Annotated in this window: 12 protein-coding genes; 8 read left to right on the plus strand and 4 right to left on the minus strand. The window is 62.0% G+C overall.

Features of this window, described 5'->3' with window-relative positions; all coding sequences use genetic code 11:
• The first annotated feature begins 3 nt into the window (after positions 1–3).
• The 6 genes from KFE19_07920 to KFE19_07945 all read left to right on the plus strand — a co-directional run bounded on the left by KFE19_07920 (position 4) and on the right by KFE19_07945 (position 5,102).
• Entirely contained in the window at positions 4–948 is a 945-nt protein-coding gene (locus tag KFE19_07920; GenBank protein QUO39391.1) for a DUF561 domain-containing protein, read from the plus strand.
• On the plus strand, positions 948–1,895 hold the full coding sequence (gene fabD / locus KFE19_07925) for an ACP S-malonyltransferase (protein QUO39392.1): 948 nt from the start codon (positions 948–950) through the stop codon (positions 1,893–1,895). Before KFE19_07920 ends, fabD begins: the two co-directional genes overlap by 1 nt.
• Positions 1,896–2,639, plus strand: coding sequence for a 3-oxoacyl-[acyl-carrier-protein] reductase (gene fabG, locus KFE19_07930; protein QUO39393.1), 744 nt, complete (start codon positions 1,896–1,898; stop codon positions 2,637–2,639). It begins immediately after the preceding gene.
• A 288-nt stretch (positions 2,640–2,927) separates the two neighbouring features.
• Positions 2,928–4,169 (plus strand): beta-ketoacyl-ACP synthase II, encoded by a 1,242-nt coding sequence (gene fabF, locus KFE19_07935; protein ID QUO39394.1) that lies wholly within the window; start codon positions 2,928–2,930, stop codon positions 4,167–4,169.
• A gap of 2 nt (positions 4,170–4,171) precedes the next feature.
• The gene (gene fabZ, locus KFE19_07940) at positions 4,172–4,603 is read left to right on the plus strand and encodes a 3-hydroxyacyl-ACP dehydratase FabZ (GenBank protein ID QUO39395.1); all 432 of its coding nucleotides are present in this window, start codon (positions 4,172–4,174) and stop codon (positions 4,601–4,603) included.
• A gap of 37 nt (positions 4,604–4,640) precedes the next feature.
• On the plus strand, positions 4,641–5,102 hold the full coding sequence (locus KFE19_07945; protein ID QUO39396.1) for a MarR family transcriptional regulator: 462 nt from the start codon (positions 4,641–4,643) through the stop codon (positions 5,100–5,102).
• A gap of 50 nt (positions 5,103–5,152) precedes the next feature.
• Here the strand turns inward: KFE19_07945 and gluQ are convergent, their stop codons facing one another.
• Positions 5,153–6,094: a tRNA glutamyl-Q(34) synthetase GluQRS gene (gluQ, locus tag KFE19_07950; GenBank protein ID QUO39397.1), complete on the minus strand. Its 942-nt coding sequence runs from the start codon at positions 6,092–6,094 to the stop codon at positions 5,153–5,155.
• Between the two features lie 300 nt (positions 6,095–6,394).
• On the opposite strand from gluQ, the gene KFE19_07955 reads away from it, so the two are divergent.
• Complete coding sequence (locus tag KFE19_07955) at positions 6,395–9,694, plus strand: S-layer homology domain-containing protein (protein ID QUO39398.1); 3,300 nt, start codon at positions 6,395–6,397, stop codon at positions 9,692–9,694.
• Positions 9,695–9,845: 151 nt separating this feature from the next.
• Here the strand turns inward: KFE19_07955 and KFE19_07960 are convergent, their stop codons facing one another.
• Positions 9,846–10,451: a hypothetical protein gene (locus KFE19_07960; GenBank protein QUO39399.1), complete on the minus strand. Its 606-nt coding sequence runs from the start codon at positions 10,449–10,451 to the stop codon at positions 9,846–9,848.
• A 612-nt stretch (positions 10,452–11,063) separates the two neighbouring features.
• On the opposite strand from KFE19_07960, the gene KFE19_07965 reads away from it, so the two are divergent.
• Complete coding sequence (locus KFE19_07965; GenBank protein ID QUO39400.1) at positions 11,064–11,666, plus strand: hypothetical protein; 603 nt, start codon at positions 11,064–11,066, stop codon at positions 11,664–11,666.
• 85 nt (positions 11,667–11,751) lie between these two features.
• On the opposite strand, the gene KFE19_07970 is transcribed toward KFE19_07965, so the two are convergent.
• Together KFE19_07970 and lpdA are read right to left on the minus strand one after the other, a co-directional pair.
• The gene (locus KFE19_07970; GenBank protein ID QUO39401.1) at positions 11,752–14,904 is read right to left on the minus strand and encodes an S-layer homology domain-containing protein; all 3,153 of its coding nucleotides are present in this window, start codon (positions 14,902–14,904) and stop codon (positions 11,752–11,754) included.
• Between the two features lie 616 nt (positions 14,905–15,520).
• On the minus strand, positions 15,521–17,266 hold the full coding sequence (gene lpdA, locus KFE19_07975; GenBank protein ID QUO39402.1) for a dihydrolipoyl dehydrogenase: 1,746 nt from the start codon (positions 17,264–17,266) through the stop codon (positions 15,521–15,523).
• Positions 17,267–17,385: the final 119 nt, after the last annotated feature.

Raw genomic sequence — 17,385 nt, forward strand, 5'->3', positions numbered from 1 at the left:
AATATGAAAAAGCTCAATGAGATCCTGGGGACCGAGCTCCCCTTCATCCAGGGCGGCATGGCCAACATCGCCACCGGCGAGTTCGCCGCCGCCTGCTCCAACGCCGGCGCCCTGGGCATGATCGCCACCGGCGGCTGGGACGGCGACCGCCTCCGCAAGGAGATCCGCCGGGCCAAGGAGCTGACGGACAAGCCCTTCGGCGTGAACCTGATGCTGATGAGCCCCTATGCCGACGACATCGCCCGTATCATTCTGGAGGAGGGCGTCAAGGTGGTCACCACCGGCGCCGGCAACCCCGGCAAGTACATCCCCGCCTGGAAAGAGGCCGGGATCAAGGTCATGCCCGTGGTGGCCGCCGCGGTGCTGGCCAAGCGGCTGGAGCGCTACGGCGTGGACGCCATCATCGCCGAGGGCACCGAGTCCGGCGGCCATGTGGGCGAGATGACCACCATGGCCCTGGTCCCCCAGGTGATCGACGCCGTCAGCGTGCCCGTGGTGGCTGCCGGCGGCATCGCCGACGGCCGTCAGGCCGCCGCGGCTTTCGCCCTGGGCGCCTGCGGCATCCAGGTGGGCACCTGCCTGCTGGCAAGCGAGGAGTGCCCCATCCACGAAAACTACAAGCAGGCCATTTTGAAGGCCAAGGACTCCGACACCGTGGTCACCGGCCGTTCCATCGGCGGTCCCGTGCGGATCCTGAAGAACAAGATGGCCCGGGAGTACCTGGCTCTGGAGAAGAAGGGCGCCTCCCTGGAGGAGCTGGAGAAGGTGACCCTGGGCGGACTCCGGCGCGCCGTGCTGGAGGGCGACGTGGAGATGGGCAGCGTCATGAGCGGCCAGGTGGCCGGCATGCTCCACGAGATCAAGCCCGTGGCCCAGATCTTCCGTGAACTGTATGAGGGAGGCCAGGCGGTGCTGAAGGCCACCGCGGCGGAATGGAGCGCAGAGTGATGAAACTGGGCTTTTTGTTCGCCGGTCAGGGCAGCCAGCACGCCGGCATGGGCGCGGACCTCTATGAGCAGTACCCCGCCTTCCGCGCCGTCTACGACAGCGCCGAGGTGGATTTCGACCTCAAGGAGGTCTCCTTTACAGACAGCCAGGGCCTCATCAACCAGACCCGCTACACCCAGCCCTGCATGGTGGCCTTCGCCGCCGGTCTCACCGCCGTACTGCGGGAGAAGGGCATCGTGCCGTCTGTGGCGGCGGGCTTGTCCCTTGGCGAGTACTCCGCCCTCCACGCCGCCGGCGTCTTTGACGCTGCCACCGCTGTGAAGCTGGTGGCCTTCCGTGGCAAGGCCATGGAGGAGGCCGCCGCCGGGCGGGAGAGCGCCATGATGGCCGTGCTGAACCTGGACCGGGCGCCGCTGCAGGAAGCCTGCGACGCCGCCTCGGACCTTGGCTGCGTGGTGATCTGCAACTACAACTGCCCCGGCCAGCTGGTCATCGGCGGCGAGAAGGCCGCCGTGGAGAAGGCCGCCGCCCTCGCCAAGGAGAAGGGCGCCCGCAGGTGCCTGCCCCTGAAGGTCAGCGGTCCCTTCCACACCCCCCTCATGGCTCCCGCCGGGGACGCCCTGAAGGCGTATTTTGAAACCGTCTCCTTCGCCCAGCCCCACATCCCCGTGATCTTCAACTGCCTGGGCACCGTAAAGGACGACACCGTCACCATCCCCGAGCTGCTGGTCCGGCAGGTCCAGAGCAGCGTCTATATGGAGGACTCCATCCGCTCCATGGCCGCCATGGGCGTGGACGCCATCGTGGAGATCGGCCCCGGCAAGGCCCTCAGCGGCTTTGTGAAAAAGACCGCACCGGAGGTGCCGGTGGTGGCCGTGGAGACGGCCGCCGACGTGGAGGCCCTGCCCCAGACCCTGGAGGGCCTGATGAAAAAGGAGGACGCATAAATGGATTTTACCGGTAAGACCGCGGTGGTCACCGGCGGCAGCCGCGGCATCGGCCGGGCTGTGTGCCTGGAGCTGGCCAAGGGCGGCGCCAACGTGGTGCTGTGCTACGCCGGCAATGAAGCCGCCGCCGCTGAGACCGTCTCCGCCTGCGAGGCCCTGGGTGCCAAGGCCCTGGCCGTCAAGTGCGACGTAGCCGACGGCGAGCAGGTCAAGGCCCTGATGGACGAGGCCGTGAAGGCCTTCGGCCGCATCGACATCCTGGTCAACAACGCCGGCATCACCCGGGACGGCCTCCTCATGATGATGAAGGAGGCGGACTTTGACGCCGTCATCAGCGCCAACCTCCGGGGCACCTTCCTGTGCATGAAGGCCGTGGCCCGGACCATGATGAAGCAGCGTTACGGCCGCATCGTGAACCTCAGCAGCGTGGTGGGCCTCCGGGGCAACGCCGGTCAGGTCAACTACGCCGCCAGCAAGGCCGGCGTCATCGGCATGACCAAGTCCCTGGCCAAGGAGCTGGCCTCCCGGGGCGTCACCGTCAACGCCGTGGCCCCCGGCTTCATCGACACCGACATGACCGCCGCCATGCCCGAGGCCGCCAAGACCGCCACCCTGGCCTCCATCCCCATGCAGCGCCTGGGCGCGCCCGAGGACATCGCCAAGGCCGTGGCCTTCCTGGCCAGCGACGGCGCCGCCTACATCACCGGTCAGGTGATCGCGGTGGACGGGGGCATGGCGATGTAACCTGTCCAAGGGGGACTGCGTCCCCCTTAGACGCTCCGCCGGACAAAGTCCGGCTCCGCTGAACCCCCTCACGCCCGCACGGCGGGCGTGTCGCTGCGGCGGGCAGAGGAATTCCGCGGGAAGTGAATTCCCGCGGAATGACCGGTCGCGGCGAAAATCATTAAAAATCCTTGATTTGCCGGAGGCAAGTCAACTGGGAAAACCTACGGTTTTCCCCCAGCCCCCTTTCCCTTTTAGAGGAACGCGGGGCAGTTACCTGTCACTTCAATTCTATTTCGGAGGTACACTATGGAACGACGCAGAGTCGTCATTACCGGTATGGGCGCCGTCACGCCCCTGGGCCTCACCGTGGCTGACACTTGGCAGGCCGTGCGGGCGGGTCAGTGCGGCATCGGGCCCATCACCCAGTTCGACACCACGGGCATGAAGGTCAAGCTGGCCGCCGAGGTCAAGGACTTCGTGCCGGAAAACTATCTGCCCAAGCCCGAGGCTAAGCGCATGGGCCGCTTCACCCAGTTCGCCGTAGTGGCCGCCAAGGAGGCCATGGCCGACGCCGCCTTCACCCTGGCCGAGGGCGAGGAGGACCGCTGCGGCGTCATCGTCTCCAGCGGCATCGGCGGCCTCAGCATCACCGAGGCCGAGCATGACAAGGGCGCGGAGAAGGGCTGGGACCGGGTCTCTCCCTTCTACATCCCCACCGCCATCTGCAACATGGCCGCCGGCCAGATCGCCATTCACACCGGCTTCCGGGGCATGTGCTCCTGCCCGGTGACCGCCTGCACCGGCGGCACCAACGCCGTGGGCGACGCCTTCCACTACATCCGGGACGGCTACGCCGACGTGATGCTCTGCGGCGGCACCGAGGCCACCGTGACCCCTCTGGCCATCGGCGGCTTCACCTCCATGAAGGCCCTGAGCCAGGCCACGGATCCCAACCGGGCCTCCATTCCCTTTGACGCCGAGCGCAGCGGCTTCGTCCTGGGCGAGGGCGCGGCCATCCTCCTGCTGGAGGAGCTGGAGCACGCCAAAAAGCGGGGCGCCAAGATCTACGCGGAGTTCGTGGGCTACGGCGCCACCTGCGACGCCTATCACATGACTGCCCCCAGAGCCGACGGCTCCGGCGGCGCCAAGGCCATGGCCATCGCCATTGCCGACGCCGGTGTTCAGCCGCAGGACGTGGACTACATCAACGCCCACGGCACCTCCACCCACTTGAACGACGCCGGTGAGACCGCCGCCGTCAAGGCCGTGTTCGGTCCCCACGCCCACGAGCTTGCCATCAGCTCCACCAAGTCCATGACCGGCCATATGCTGGGCGCCGCCGGCGCCGTGGAGGCGGTGATCTCCGCCATGGCCCTGCACGACGGCTTCATCCCCGCCACCATCCACTATGCCGTGCCCGATCCCGAGTGCGACCTGGACGTGGTGCCCAACACCGGCCGGGAGCAGGCCATCCGCTATGCCCTGTCCAACTCCCTGGGCTTCGGCGGCCACAACGGCAGCATTCTGCTGAAGAAGTGGGAGGCGTGACCATGGAGCTCAATTCCAATCAGATCGCGGAGATCCTGCCCCACCGCTACCCCTTTGCCCTGGTGGACAAGATCACCGACTACGAGCCCGGCCAGTGGGCCAAGGGCATCAAGTGCGTCACCGTCAACGAGCCCTTTTTCTGCGGCCATTTCCCCCAGTTCCACGTCATGCCCGGCGTGCTGATCCTGGAGGCCATGGCCCAGGTGGGCGGCGTAGCCATCCTGTCTCTGCCGGAGAACAAGGGCAAGATCGCCCTGTTCGGCGGCGTGAAAAACGCCCGCTTCCGCCGCAAGGTAGTGCCCGGCGACGTGCTGGAGATGGAGTGCGTACTGACTAAGCGCCGGGGCCCTGTGGGCATCGGCGAGTGCAAGGCCGTGGTCAACGGTCAGGTGGCCTGCACGGCGGAGCTGACCTTTGCCATCAGCGCGGAGTAAGGCTCCCGCAATCAAACGCCATGGGAGAGGGCGCGTTATGCTGAAATACGCCTTTTTTAATGTGTATACCAAATTCAAACTGCATTTTTATCAGGAGATCTTCCAGCGCTTCCAGAGCCGGGAGGCCAGCCTCACAACAGTGGAGACCTTCTGCATGGAGAGCATCCAGGCCCTCGGGACCCCCACGGTCAACGAGTTCGCCACCTTCATGCGGATCTCGCCGCCCAATGCGGCCTACAAGGTCAACAGCCTGGTGAAAAAGGGCTACATTGAGAAGATCCAGTCCCCGGAGGACCGCCGGGAGTACCACCTGCGGGTCACCCAAAAATACGTAGACTATTACGACATCAGCACCGCCTACATGCTGGAGGTCATGGACCGCATCTCCCGCCGCTTTCCCCCGGCGGACTGCGCCAAGCTGGAAGAGATGCTGACCATCATCAGTCGGGAACTGATGCCGGAGGTGGACATCCCGGAGATCGCAGCTTCGGGCAAATAGGCACTTTGTAAAGCGGAGACGCGCCTTTTGGCGCGTCTCCGCTTTTTGACTCAAAACAGTCCCTCCGGGATGCGGACATCCTCCCTCGGCACCTTGTCCCAGTCGAAATCCGCCAGCAGCGCCCAGGTGCTCTTCGGCGCGGCGGAGGGATTGAACCCGGCCAGATACGCCAGCTTGCCCAGGATCTCCTCCGGCGCCGCCCGCTCCCGCAGCACATCCAGCCCCGCGTCTGCGTCCCGCTTGCTCAGCCGCCGCCCGTCCGGGGCCAGCAGCAGGGGGAAGTGGTAAAACTCCGGCGCCCGCAGTCCCAGCAGCCGGTACAGCAGCAGCTGCCGGGGCGTGGAGTCCAGCAGATCCGCTCCCCGGACCACCTCTGTGACGCCCATGGCGGCGTCGTCCACCACCACCGCCAGCTGATAGGCAAACAGCCCGTCGGACCGCCGCAGCAGGAAGTCTCCGCACTCCGTATCCAGCCGCTGCCGCTGCGGGCCCATGTGTCCGTCCCGGAAAGCGATCTCCTCCGCCGGCACCCGCAGCCGCAGGGCCGGGGCCCGTTTTTTGGCCCGCTCCGCGGCCTCGGCGGCCGTGAGATCGCGGCAAGTGCCGGGATAGACCGTCTGGCCGTCGCTCCTGTGGGGCGCGCTGGCGGCGTGGAGCTCCGCCCGGGTGCAGAAGCAGGGATAAACCAGCCCCAGCTTCTCCAGCGTTTCCAGGGCCGCCTCATAGACCGCCGTCCGCTCGCTCTGGTAATAGGGCCCGTCCGGCCCCTCCGCTCCGGGCCCCACATCCCAATCCAGGCCCAGCCAGCGGAGGTCCTCCTCCATCTGCCGGGCATAGCGCCGTGGGCAGCGAGCGGTGTCCAGGTCCTCGATCCGCAGCAGGACCCGTCCGCCCTTCTGCCGGGCGCTGAGCCACGCCAACAGGCAGCACAGGATATTTCCCAAATGGATGCGCCCGCTGGGTGACGGCGCAAATCTTCCCAGGCACGTCATGGATGAACCTCCTCTTGCATTTTTCCCATTATATCCTCCTTTTTTGTTCCCGACAACCCCTGCCAAAAGGCCCCTGCTACCAAAACTGCTACCAGAGCCACCGCCGGAAACCCTTGCGGCTCTAGGGCATTTTCTCGCGCATTTCTGTTGGTAGCACTTTTTCCCCGAGAAATTGCTACCAACGGGCGTTCTTTTCCCTGGGCCGCAGGCGGCAGCGTCAATATGCCCGGGGATGTATACGCCTCACTTGACTGGTTTTTGCAACTTTTCCGGCAAAATTTAAAAGGAGGAAATCCTACCATGAAGAAGTTCCTTTCTCTGGTTCTGGCTCTGGTGATGGCCATGTCTCTGGTCACCGTCAGCGCTGGTGCCAAGGACTTCACGGACAGCGATTCCATCAGCGGCGACGAGTACGCTGAGGCGATCGACGTGATGTCCGCCCTGGAGATCATCGACGGCTATGCCGGCGGCGCCTTCCAGCCCCAGGGCACCCTGACCCGCGGCGCTGCCGCCAAGATCATTGCCTGCATGATGCTGGGCAAGACCACCGCTGAGGCTCTGGGCTCTCAGGCCGCTCCCTTCAAGGACGTGCCCGCCGGCTCCACCTTCGCCGGTTACATTGCCTACTGCGTCGAGGCCGGCATCATCGACGGCTACGCTGACGGCACCTTCCGTCCCTCCAACAAGCTGACCGGCTTTGCCTTCCTGAAGATGCTGCTGACCGCTATGGGTTATGACAGCGCTGTCGAGGGCTTCACCGGCACCAACTGGACCGTGAACGTGGCCCGCCGGGCCATCGAGAACGGCCTGACCGACGGCAACGACGAGTTCGTCGGCACCGATCTGGCCACCCGCGAGGAGGCCTGCCTGTACGCTGTCAACACCATCAAGGCCACCCTGGTGGAGTACGAGTACAAGGGCTCTTCCGTGACCATCAACGGCGTTGAGATCAGCCAGGGCGCTTCCTCTCCCAAGGTCGTGACCTCTGTCAACGCTGCTCAGGCCACCTCTATCAACGGTGAGCAGTATGTCACCGGCGCCACCGGCCAGCAGGCTACTTACACCGTCGAGTTCGGTGAGAAGTACATGCCCAAGCTGTCCCTGAAGGGCGACACCGATTCCTTCATGCGCCCCTCTCACATCTGGAACTATAAGGGCGTTGAGATTGGTGAGTACACCGACGAGGCCGACCTGGAGTACACCAAGAAGGTCACCTCCAACGACATCTATGACGATCTGGGCCTGACCGAGACCGTTGTCGCCGCTACCTATGAGGACGGCGTGGCTCCCGGCACCTTCACCGTCAAGAACAATGATGTCAACAACAAGATCGGCGGCAAGGGCGTTCTGACCCAGGTCTTCAAGAGCGGCCACTGGGAGGCCGGTAAGTGGGTCACCGACGTGACCATCACCAAGGTCAACACCTATGTGGGCGACGTTGTCTCCAAGACCGCTGCCACCTCCGTCAAGGATGCCTATGTGACTGTGGTTGCCCGCAGCGATAAGGCTTATCCCGGCGGCACTTTCACCACCGACAGCTTCTCTGTGGACGATGTGGTTGTTTATAACTACAGCTACAAGACCGGCGAGGCCGGCGTGAAGAACCTGGCTGTTGCTGAGACCGTTACCGGCACTCTGACCAGCTTCACCACTGGCGACAGCGCCACTGTGGGCGGCACCAAGTATGACTACGCTGCCAAGTATGCCCGCGAGGCCGGTGTGAACTCTGTCAACACCGACATCACCGTGGTCCTGGATCCCTATGGCTATGCCATCGACGTGGACGCCGCTGAGGCTTCTTACGCCGTGGTCCTGAGGGCCGTTAACACCGGTCTGCGTCCCGAGGCCACCCTGCTGTTCACCGACGGCACCGTGAAGGACGTTGTTCTGGCTGCTGCCTACACTGGCGATGCCGATATCGTCACTTACACCATCAAGTCCAATGACCAGTATGCTCTGACCAAGGCCAACGCTAGCGCTGGTGCTCAGAACATCACTGCTTCCATCACCAACGGTTCTTACGCTTTCACCACCAACGGTACCACCAATAACTATACCGCCAACGGCAAGACCATCTTCCTGGTCCGTACCATGGACGCCAACGGCAACTCCATGTACGCTGCCTATGAGGGCATCAAGAACGTTCCCACCATCAATAAGACCAGCACCACTGGTTTCCCCGTGTCTGTCTACTGCAAGACCGGCAACCTGGCTACCGTTGTGTATGTGGATGCCCGCGGCGCCTCTGTCCTGAACCCCGCCTCTGACGTGGTGTTCATCGAGGGCAACGACGACAACCACTCCTACACCACCGGTATCGGCAGCTTCCACAAGTACACTGCCGTTCTGAACGGCGAGCTGAAGGACGAGTACATGACCGCTGCCGTCAACTATGTGGGCAAGGACAAGTACGATCTGTTCGACGGCGTGTACTATGATGCCAACGGCGTGGCCACCCTGTCCAAGAGCAACAGCGTCATCGCTGGTAAGGGCGTCTACAAGGAGGCCAACGAGGTCCTGGGCACCACCGATGTTACCGCTGTCGGCAACAGCGTGGACTACACTCCCAACAACTATGCGTACTATCCCGTTGCCGACAACTGCTTCGTTGTACTGGTTGACGAGGATGGCACCATCACCACCGGCCTGACCATCGGCGCCGTGGTGAAGGACAGCAACGACCTGATCTACTTCAAGCGCAACGCTTCCGGCGAGATCTCCTCTGCCTACATCGTGAAGGTTGCTGGCGGCGAGTATGACGGCACCACTCCCGGTACTGTTGATACCGCCAACTATCAGGTGAACGTGTCCGGCACCACTGTGACTGTCAGCTACTACGCTTCTGCCGCTCACGATGAGGAGACCATCCTGGGCCAGATCCGTGCTAAGCTGAGCACCATGGGCTACACCACCTTCGAGGAGAGCTACGCTGCTCCCACCTGGACCATTAAGGCCAGCAATCCGACCACTGGTGCTACCCGCAGCTTCACTTGGAACACCACTCTGAATACCGGCGCTTTCAGCTGCCTGAAGATCGCTGTGGACGGCGTGTCCATGCTGGTTCCCGCTGACGGCACCAGCACTAAGCTGGCTACTGCTGTTCCCAGCACCGCCAACATGTACGTGGCCACTGTTTCTGCTGGTGTTACCTCTTACACCGCCACCAGTGCTGTTACCGTGACCGACGGTGCTTCTTACGACACCTACTATGCTGTTAGCAAGACCGTCACCACCAATGTTACTGGTACGAACGCTGCTGAGTTTGTGGCCAGCCCCACCGCTACCATTCTGAATCTGGTCTTCGACAGCAGCAACAAGGCTTACATCAAGTCCGGTTCCACTGTGAACATCCAGGTTACTCTGAAGGGCCAGACCGATGCTTACACCATTGTGACCCCCGTTACCGCTGCGATTACCAACTCTGTTAAGGCTGTGGTTGGCGATTACGCCACCGCTACTGCTGTTACCGAGCTGGCCAGGGATGTTGTGGTTGACGAGACTGATGGTGTGACCTTCATCCTGACCTCCACTCTGAGCAACAAGAGCGCTGATCCCATCACTGGTGACATTGCTCTGACGGTTACTCTGAACGCCGACTAATCTTCATCAAAAATACTTCTGAGTATTTGCGATAACAAAAACCCCGCTCCGAAAGGAGCGGGGTTTTTGTGTTCACTCTCCTGCCTGCGCAGCCTCCGATGACAAATCTCCGGGAGGTCCTCCTCCGGTCCGGGCGTCTGCTGCGATACTGTCATTGCAGCACACCGTACATCCGGATTCGGCTGCCTGCGGGAAGCGGATCGCTGCCGCCGTAGAGCGTGAAATACCCGATGCTGTTCAGGTTCTTCCCGTACGACGTGTGCAGCAGCCTGTAATTGGACGCGCCCAGGGCCTCCGTCATACAGTGGGTGTAGCTGCCGCCGGGCCGGGACCGCAGGCGGCAGCACAGCATCCCGCCGCCGTCGTTGTCCCGGACGCCCTGTCCGGCGTAGGTCAGGTTCGTCAGGGCGGAGCTGTCGCCCGCCTGCCAGCCGGTGTAGCTGGTGACCCCGTCAAAGCGCAATTCAAAGCTCTGTACGCTGGGCGGACACTCCGCCAGCAGCTCCACCCAGCAGTACGGAGACAGGTCCAGCCCGGTCAGATTGACCCGGATCTCACTCTGGCTCTCCGTCGTGGTCATGTCCAGCAGTCTGACCCGGAAATCGCCCGCTGTCCGGGCCTCCGTCTCTGCCGCGATGGCGGCGGCATTGTCCGCGATTGCCGCGTCGATCTTGGCGTTGTCGGCGTTGAAGTCGGTGCGCAGGATGCGGTCCTCGCCGTCCCACTGGCAGAGCTGATAGTTGTTGGTTTGGTTCAAAAAATCCCCCCGTTTGTTCAAGATCCCGCCGGGGCGGGGCCGTTTCCCCCCGGTCCCCGCCCGGCGCCGGGCCTCCGCCGGGGCGGACGCAAACGACCAAACGCCCGCCCCGGAGAAGTCCCTACACTCCCTCCGGGAGTGTAGGGAAAAGTTGCACGGAAACGTGCAACTAACGAGAAAATTTTTGTTCCACAAATTACGCCCAGACCTTCCTCCTGAAGAGGCCGTACTCTTTTTTTGCTTCCCCCTGGGGGGATCAGGTGCGCGCGGCGCACCTGAAAGGGGAACACCGGGCCGGGCTTTGTGGCCCCTTATCCGTTTTCTGCTCCGTGGCGCCACCTTCCCCCGAGGGGAAGGCCGTGACAATGTACGCCCCTTTGGCGTCATCCGGGGATGGTGTGAAAAATTTTTGCAGGTAGTTGCACGTTTTCGTGCAACTTTTGCCCTACACTACACGGTAGTGTAGGGCAAAGCGGCGGCACAGGCCGCCGGCGCGGGAGAGAAGAAACAAGTCCCGGCGTCCCTGCCCGGCGCGTCCCCCCGCGCGCCGCCTGCACCGCTCCGGGTCCCCCGCCCGGGCGCGGCGGAAACATGGAAAGCGAGGATATCATTTTGCGACAAACGACCAATTATCAATTATGTCAGTGGGATTCAGAGGACTTCATTCGGCGCACCGATTTCAACGCCGACAACAGCAAGATTGACGCCGCACTCCTTGCTCAGACGGAAGCCCTGGCCGCGGAGGCCCAGACCCGGGAGCAGGAGAACCTGCGGGTAACGCTTCTGGCATCTACCGCGGGCGCGGACTTTCAGGGTCTGAACATGGATGTACAGCGTTTTGACTTCAGCCCCTATCTGTGGGTGGAAGTGGTAGTCGACGCCAAAGCGGGCTGCTCGGAGATGTTTATGCGGCCGGACGGCTACAATTCTTTTCAGGCCTGCCAGCTGGGCGGTACGCCATATACTGCAGACTCTGTGGCCTACGGCGTCCCGGACGCCTCCGGTACAGGCGGCATCCGGGTGAAAATGTGGTCCTATCCCGGCTCGGACCGGACACACTTCCTCTCTGCCCGGATGAACGAGGAGGAATTCACCGTGCTGCACGCGATCCATTTGAAGCCCCTGAATGAGATCAAGGAGCTGAACATCTGGGCTGCGGAGGAAAACGGCATTCCCCGGGGCAGCTATATCCGGATCTATGGCGTAAAGCGCTGAAAAAAAGTCCCCCGCTCCTTTCGGAGCGGGGGACCTTTTCGGTTTATTCATGCGTCAGAGACGCAGGAATCTGTGTGCCGATAAATCAAGCAACAGTAACCAGGCTGAACTCGGTAGCAGCAGTCACAGTCCAAGTGAAGTTCTGAGTAGCAGCGCCAGCGGCAACCACAGCGATAACCTCGCTGCCAGCCTTCAGCTGAACGTTCTTGCTCAGATTGCTGCAATCCAGAGTCACAACGACCTCAACGCCATTCTCGCCGGGAACAACATGGGTGACCATCTTGTTGTTGACGTTGAAAGCCATAATCTTGACACCGTTCACGCCGGTACCGCTGGAATCCTGATCAGCAGCGATCGTCAGCTCGACATACTCGGGATCCGCAACAGTCTCGGTAGCTTCGTCAACCGTGAAGGTCACGGTGGCGGGAGCGTAATTGCTCTTCTCGAAGGTGGCGGTGTAGGTGCCGTAGGGCAGAGTCACCTTGTTGGCTTCAACAGTGTAACCGGGAATGGTGATGTTGAAAGTGCCAGCGTTAGTGAAAGTCACCTCGCCCTGCTTGGCGTTGACAGCGAAGTCAGAAGCGACAACGTTACGAGCGGGCATCACGAAGGTGTAGCCGCCCTCAACAGGAGTCAGGGTCAGAGTGGTGGAGGTAACGTTCACGTTGGCAGAGGCCTTGACGGTCACGGTGACGCCAGCGGGAACCTTGCCCAGAGCAGTGTAATCAGCACCGCCCAGGTAGCTGAAGGTCAGACCGGTCACGGGGCCAACGCTGAAGGAAGAGGCGATCTCGCCGCTGGGAACCTTCACAACGTAAGCAGAGGTGATCTGGTTGGAGTTGTTCAGCTTGAAGAACACCTTGTCGTTGGTATCCTCGACCACGGAAGCGGCGGTCAGGCCGGTGACGAACTCAGCGTCATCCTCGGTCACGACGACCACGAAGCAGTCGGAGGTCACACCGTAGTACTTGAAGCTGCCGTTGCTGAGCATGGTGCCCAGAACGTCGTTCTTCTGCTTGTAGGCGCCGGTGCCCTCGATCACGTTGTCGCTCTTGTACAGGGTAGCGACGTTGTTGGCGTCGTAGGACACGCCGTCATACAGGCCGTACACGCCCTTGTTCATGCCGTACTTGGAGTCGGCCATGATCTCCTTGACCTCACCGTTGACAACGGCGTCGAACAGGTAGTAGGAGCCGATGCCGGTGGTATAGGAGACGTTCTTGTCGTTGCCCTTGACGAAGATCACGTCAGAGGAGGGATTCAGCACGGTGGCGCCGGAAGCGTCCACGTACACAACGGTAGCGGGCTGGTTGTAGCTGTTCTTGCAGTAGACAGCGAAGGTGTTGGCGTTCTTCAGGGTGATGGTGGGAACGTTCTTGATGCCCTCATAGGCATTGTACATGGCGTTGCCATTGGCGTCCACAGTCTTGACCAGGAACACGGTCTCGCCGTTGGCGAAGTAGGTGGTGCCGTTGGCAGTGAAGGTGTAGCCGCCATTGGTGATGGAGACCGTAGCGTTGAAGGAGTCAACCTTCTTGTTCAGGGCATAGCGGTCGTTGGACTTGATCTCATAGGCAACGATGTCACCCAGAGAGACAACACCGGCGTAATCGCTGGAGGTGTTGACGATCTCGACCTTGCCGTCGGCGAACATCAGCTTGGCCTCGGTGCGCAGGTCACCCTGGTCGTTGACGCCCAGGACAACAGCGTAGCTCTCAGCGTTGGCGCCGTCGATGTCGAGGGCATAGCCGAAGGGATCGAGAACCACGGTCACGTCCTTGTTGATGGCAGCGTTGGCAGCCTCGTTGGCGATGGTGCAGCTGTAATCGTACTTGGTGCCGCCGACGGTAGCGCTGTCGCCAGTGGTGTAGCTGGTCAGAGTGCCGGTAGCGGTCTCAGCAACGGTCAGGTACTTCACACCGGTATCGCCGGCCTTCTTGCTGTAGTTGTAGTAAACCACATCGTCAACAGCGAAGTCCTCGGTGGTGAAGGTGCCGCCCAGGTAACCCTTCTCGCCGCGGGCAACCACGGTCACATAGGCGTCCTTGTTCTTGGTGGCAGCGGTCTTGGAGACAACGTCGCCAGCATAGTAGTGCATCTCGGTGATGGTGACAGTGGTGATCCACTTGCCGTTATCCCAGCGGCCGCCCTTCCAAACCTGGGTCAGGACACCGGTATCGCCGGTCTTCTTGGTGTTGTTGTTCTGGACCAGGAAGCCCTGAACACCATTGGCGATGCTATCGTGATCGACCACAACGCCATCCATGTACACGGTAGCCTCAACAGCGGAGGTCAGGCCCAAGTCGTCATAGATGGTGTCGGAAGCGACCTTCTTGTTGTATTCCAGATCAGCATCATCGGTGTAGGTGCCGATCTTCACGCCCTTGTAATCCCAAACATGAACGGGACGATAGAAAGCATCGGTATCGCCCTTCAGGGACAGCTTGGGCATGTACTTCTCACCGAACTCGACGGTGTAGGTATCCTGCTGGCCGGTGGCGCCGGTGATGTACTTCTCGGCGTTGATGGAGCTGGCCTGCTCCTTGTTGACGGAGGTCACAACCTTGGGAGCGGAAGCGCCCTGGCTGATCTCAACGCCATTGATCACGATGGAGCTGCCCTTGTTCTCATACTCCACCAGGGTGGCCTTGATGGTGTTGACAGCGTACAGGCAAGCCTCCTCGCGGGTGGCCAGATCGGTGCCGACAAAGTCGTCGTTGCCGTCGGTCAGGCCGTTCTCGATAGCCCGGCGGGCCACGTTCACGGTCCAGTTGGTGCCGGTGAAGTGCTCCACGGCGCTGTCATAACCCATAGCGGTCAGCAGCATCTTCAGGAAAGCAAAACCGGTCAGCTTGTTGGAGGGACGGAAGGTGCCGTCAGCGTAGCCGTCGATGATGCCGGCCTCGACGCAGTAGGCAATGTAACCGGCGAAGGTGGAGCCAGCGGGCACGTCCTTGAAGGGAGCGGCCTGAGAGCCCAGGGACTCGGCGGTGGTCTTGCCCAGCATCATGCAGGCGATGATCTTGGCGGCAGCGCCGCGGGTCAGGGTGCCCTGGGGCTGGAAGGCGCCGCCTTCGTAGCCATCGATGATCTCCAGGGCGGACATCACGTCGATTGCCTCAGCGTAGTCTTCGCCGCTGATGGAATCGCTGTCCGTGAAGTCCTTGGCACCAGCGCTGACGGTGACCAGAGACATGGCCATCACCAGAGCCAGAACCAGAGAAAGGAACTTCTTCATGGTAGGATTTCCTCCTTTTGAATTTTGCCGGAAAAGTTGCAAAAACCAGTCAAGTGAGGCGTATACATCCCCAGACACCACCTGGAGAAACACCTTTTTGGGAGGCTTCCGCTTCCCTTCCGGCTTGAGTTGTGAACGCCCGAGCGGTCCCCCTCCTTTTACACGGCACACATACCGTGGCTAGCCGTTTACCCGTATCTGCGCCGGGTGATCGGAACAGGACAGTTCGTTTGTTCATGTTGGATTTTAGCAGAGGCAAATTTCAATTGCAAGGGGACCGGGCCATTTGTAACAGAGCCGTAACAAAACCCCCGTATGATTTCCGGATATCCGGGCACAGGGCCGGATACATTATTATAATATACAGGCTTTTGTTGCACGGAAACGTGCAACCGGCCGAAAATATTCCGCATTCCAGCGTAACAAAGGCCCGGGCCGCCGAAGCGGTCCGGGCCAGGGATGCGGTTGAAAACACTCCGTTCTCGGTGGGAATGGCGCGCTGCGTGCTCCGCACGCCTGCGGAGGCTTCGCCTCCGTCGCTGCGGCGGATGATTGAACGTGAAAGGAAACCCTGACGGTTTCCTTTCACACTTTCCTTCCCTCCGAAACCCGAAACTCAGTTCTTGGTGTGGATGGCGCGTTTCTCAACGTTCAGCGCAGCCTCCCGCATGGTCTCGGTGACGGTGGGGTGAGAGTGGATGGTGGAGATCAGCTCGTCGATGGTAGCCTCCAGCCGGATGGCCAGGGCGCCCTCGGCAATGAGGTCCGTGGCCCGGGGCCCGATGATGTGCATGCCCAGGACCTCGCCGTACTTGGCGTCGGCGATGATCTTCACCAGGCCCTCGCCGCCGTTGAGGATCAGGGCCTTGCCGTTGGCGCTCATGGGGAACTTGCCCACCTTGTAGTCGATGCCCTTGGCCTTGGCCTGCTCTTCGGTGAGGCCCACGGAGGCGGCCTCCGGCTCGATGTACACGCAGGTGGGGTTGGTGGACTCGTCGTACTTGGCGTCCATGCCCATAATGTTCTCAGCGGCCACTTCGCCCATGGCGCTGGCGGTGTGGGCCAGCTGGGCGCGGCCGAACACGCAGTCGCCGATGGCGTACACGCCGGGGACGTTGGTCTCCATCCTGTCGTTGACCAGGATGCGGCCCCGGTCGTTGTTCAGCCCGCCGGCCTCCAGGTTCAAGCTGGCGGTGTTGGCCTTGCGGCCGATGGCCACCAGGACCTTCTCCGCCTCAAAGCTGACGGTCTCGCCGGCCTTGTTCTTGCAGACCACCTTGGCGCCCACGGGGGACTCCTCGACCGCCTGCACGGGGCACTCCAGGTTGAACTCCATGCCCATCTTCTTCATGTGGGCCACGCCGATCTTGGTCAGGTCGCCGTCCAGCATGGGCAGCATGTGGTCCATGGCCTCCACCACCGTGATCTTGGTGCCGAAGGCGGCGTAGGCGCAGGCCAGCTCCAGACCGATGACGCCGCCGCCGATGACCACCATGGACTTGGGCAGGGCCTCCAGGCTCAGAGCGCCGGTGGAGTCGATGCAGTTGGGGTTGTCCTTGATGCCGGGGATGGGAGGCACGGCGTTGATGGAACCGGTAGCCACGATGATGGCGTCGGCGGTCATGGTCTCCTTGCTGCCGTCGGCCTTGGTGACCTCCAGAGTCTTGGGGGCGGTGAAGGTGGCCTCACCGTCGATCTTGGCGACCTTGTTCAGCTTGAACAGTCCGGCGATGCCGCTGGTCAGCTTCTTGGAGATGGCGTTCTTGTGGGCAATGACCTGGGGGAAGTCCACTTCCACGCCGGTGACCTTCACGCCGATGTCGGCGCCCTGGTTTTTGATGTCCTCGATCAGCTCAGCGCTGTGGAGCAGGCACTTGGTGGGGATGCAGCCGATGTTCAGGCAGGTGCCGCCCAGGTGCTCTTTCTCCACCACGGTGACCTTGGCGCCCAGCTGGGCAGCGCGGATGGCGGCCACATAGCCGCCGGGGCCGCCGCCCACCACGATAACGCTCTTGGGGCCGGCGGCGGCAGGAGCCGCAGCGGCGGCCGCTGCGGGAGCGGCCGCGGGCGCCTCAGCGGCAGCAGGAGCCGCGGCAGGGGCAGCGGCGCCGGGCACAGCCTCGCCCTCGGCGCCGATGTAGGCGATGACGCTCTTGCACTCGGCGGTCTCGCCCTCCGGCAGCAGGATCTTCAGCAGGATGCCGTCGGCATCGGCCTCCACATCGTTGGTCAGCTTGTCGGTGGCCACGGAGAACAGCACGTCGCCCTTCTTCACCGGCTGGCCTTCCTTGATCTTCCACTCTTCAATGGTGCCCTCGGTCATGGTCAGACCCAGCTTGGGCATCAGCACTTCAGTTGCCATGATTTTTTGTCCTTCTTTCCGTTAAGTTATCCAAATCACGCCGGGATTTCCGGCTCCGGATGAACAGAATCGTCAAATTTTGAACAAACTTTCGGGAAACGGAACCCGGCTGACGCCGG

The sequence above is a fragment of the Dysosmobacter sp. Marseille-Q4140 genome (assembly GCA_018228705.1).
Lineage (GTDB): Bacteria > Bacillota > Clostridia > Oscillospirales > Oscillospiraceae > Oscillibacter.

Bases quoted from the DNA above. Each gene is read 5' to 3' on its own strand.
- KFE19_07920 (QUO39391.1), top strand. From the start codon at position 4: ATGAAAAAGCTCAATGAGATCCTGGGGACCGAGCTCCCCTTCATCCAG.
- fabD (QUO39392.1), top strand. From the start codon at position 948: ATGAAACTGGGCTTTTTGTTCGCCGGTCAGGGCAGCCAGCACGCCGGC.
- fabG (QUO39393.1), top strand. From the start codon at position 1,896: ATGGATTTTACCGGTAAGACCGCGGTGGTCACCGGCGGCAGCCGCGGC.
- fabF (QUO39394.1), top strand. From the start codon at position 2,928: ATGGAACGACGCAGAGTCGTCATTACCGGTATGGGCGCCGTCACGCCC.
- fabZ (QUO39395.1), top strand. From the start codon at position 4,172: ATGGAGCTCAATTCCAATCAGATCGCGGAGATCCTGCCCCACCGCTAC.
- KFE19_07945 (QUO39396.1), top strand. From the start codon at position 4,641: ATGCTGAAATACGCCTTTTTTAATGTGTATACCAAATTCAAACTGCAT.
- gluQ (QUO39397.1), bottom strand. From the start codon at position 6,094: ATGACGTGCCTGGGAAGATTTGCGCCGTCACCCAGCGGGCGCATCCAT.
- KFE19_07955 (QUO39398.1), top strand. From the start codon at position 6,395: ATGAAGAAGTTCCTTTCTCTGGTTCTGGCTCTGGTGATGGCCATGTCT.
- KFE19_07970 (QUO39401.1), bottom strand. From the start codon at position 14,904: ATGAAGAAGTTCCTTTCTCTGGTTCTGGCTCTGGTGATGGCCATGTCT.
- lpdA (QUO39402.1), bottom strand. From the start codon at position 17,266: ATGGCAACTGAAGTGCTGATGCCCAAGCTGGGTCTGACCATGACCGAG.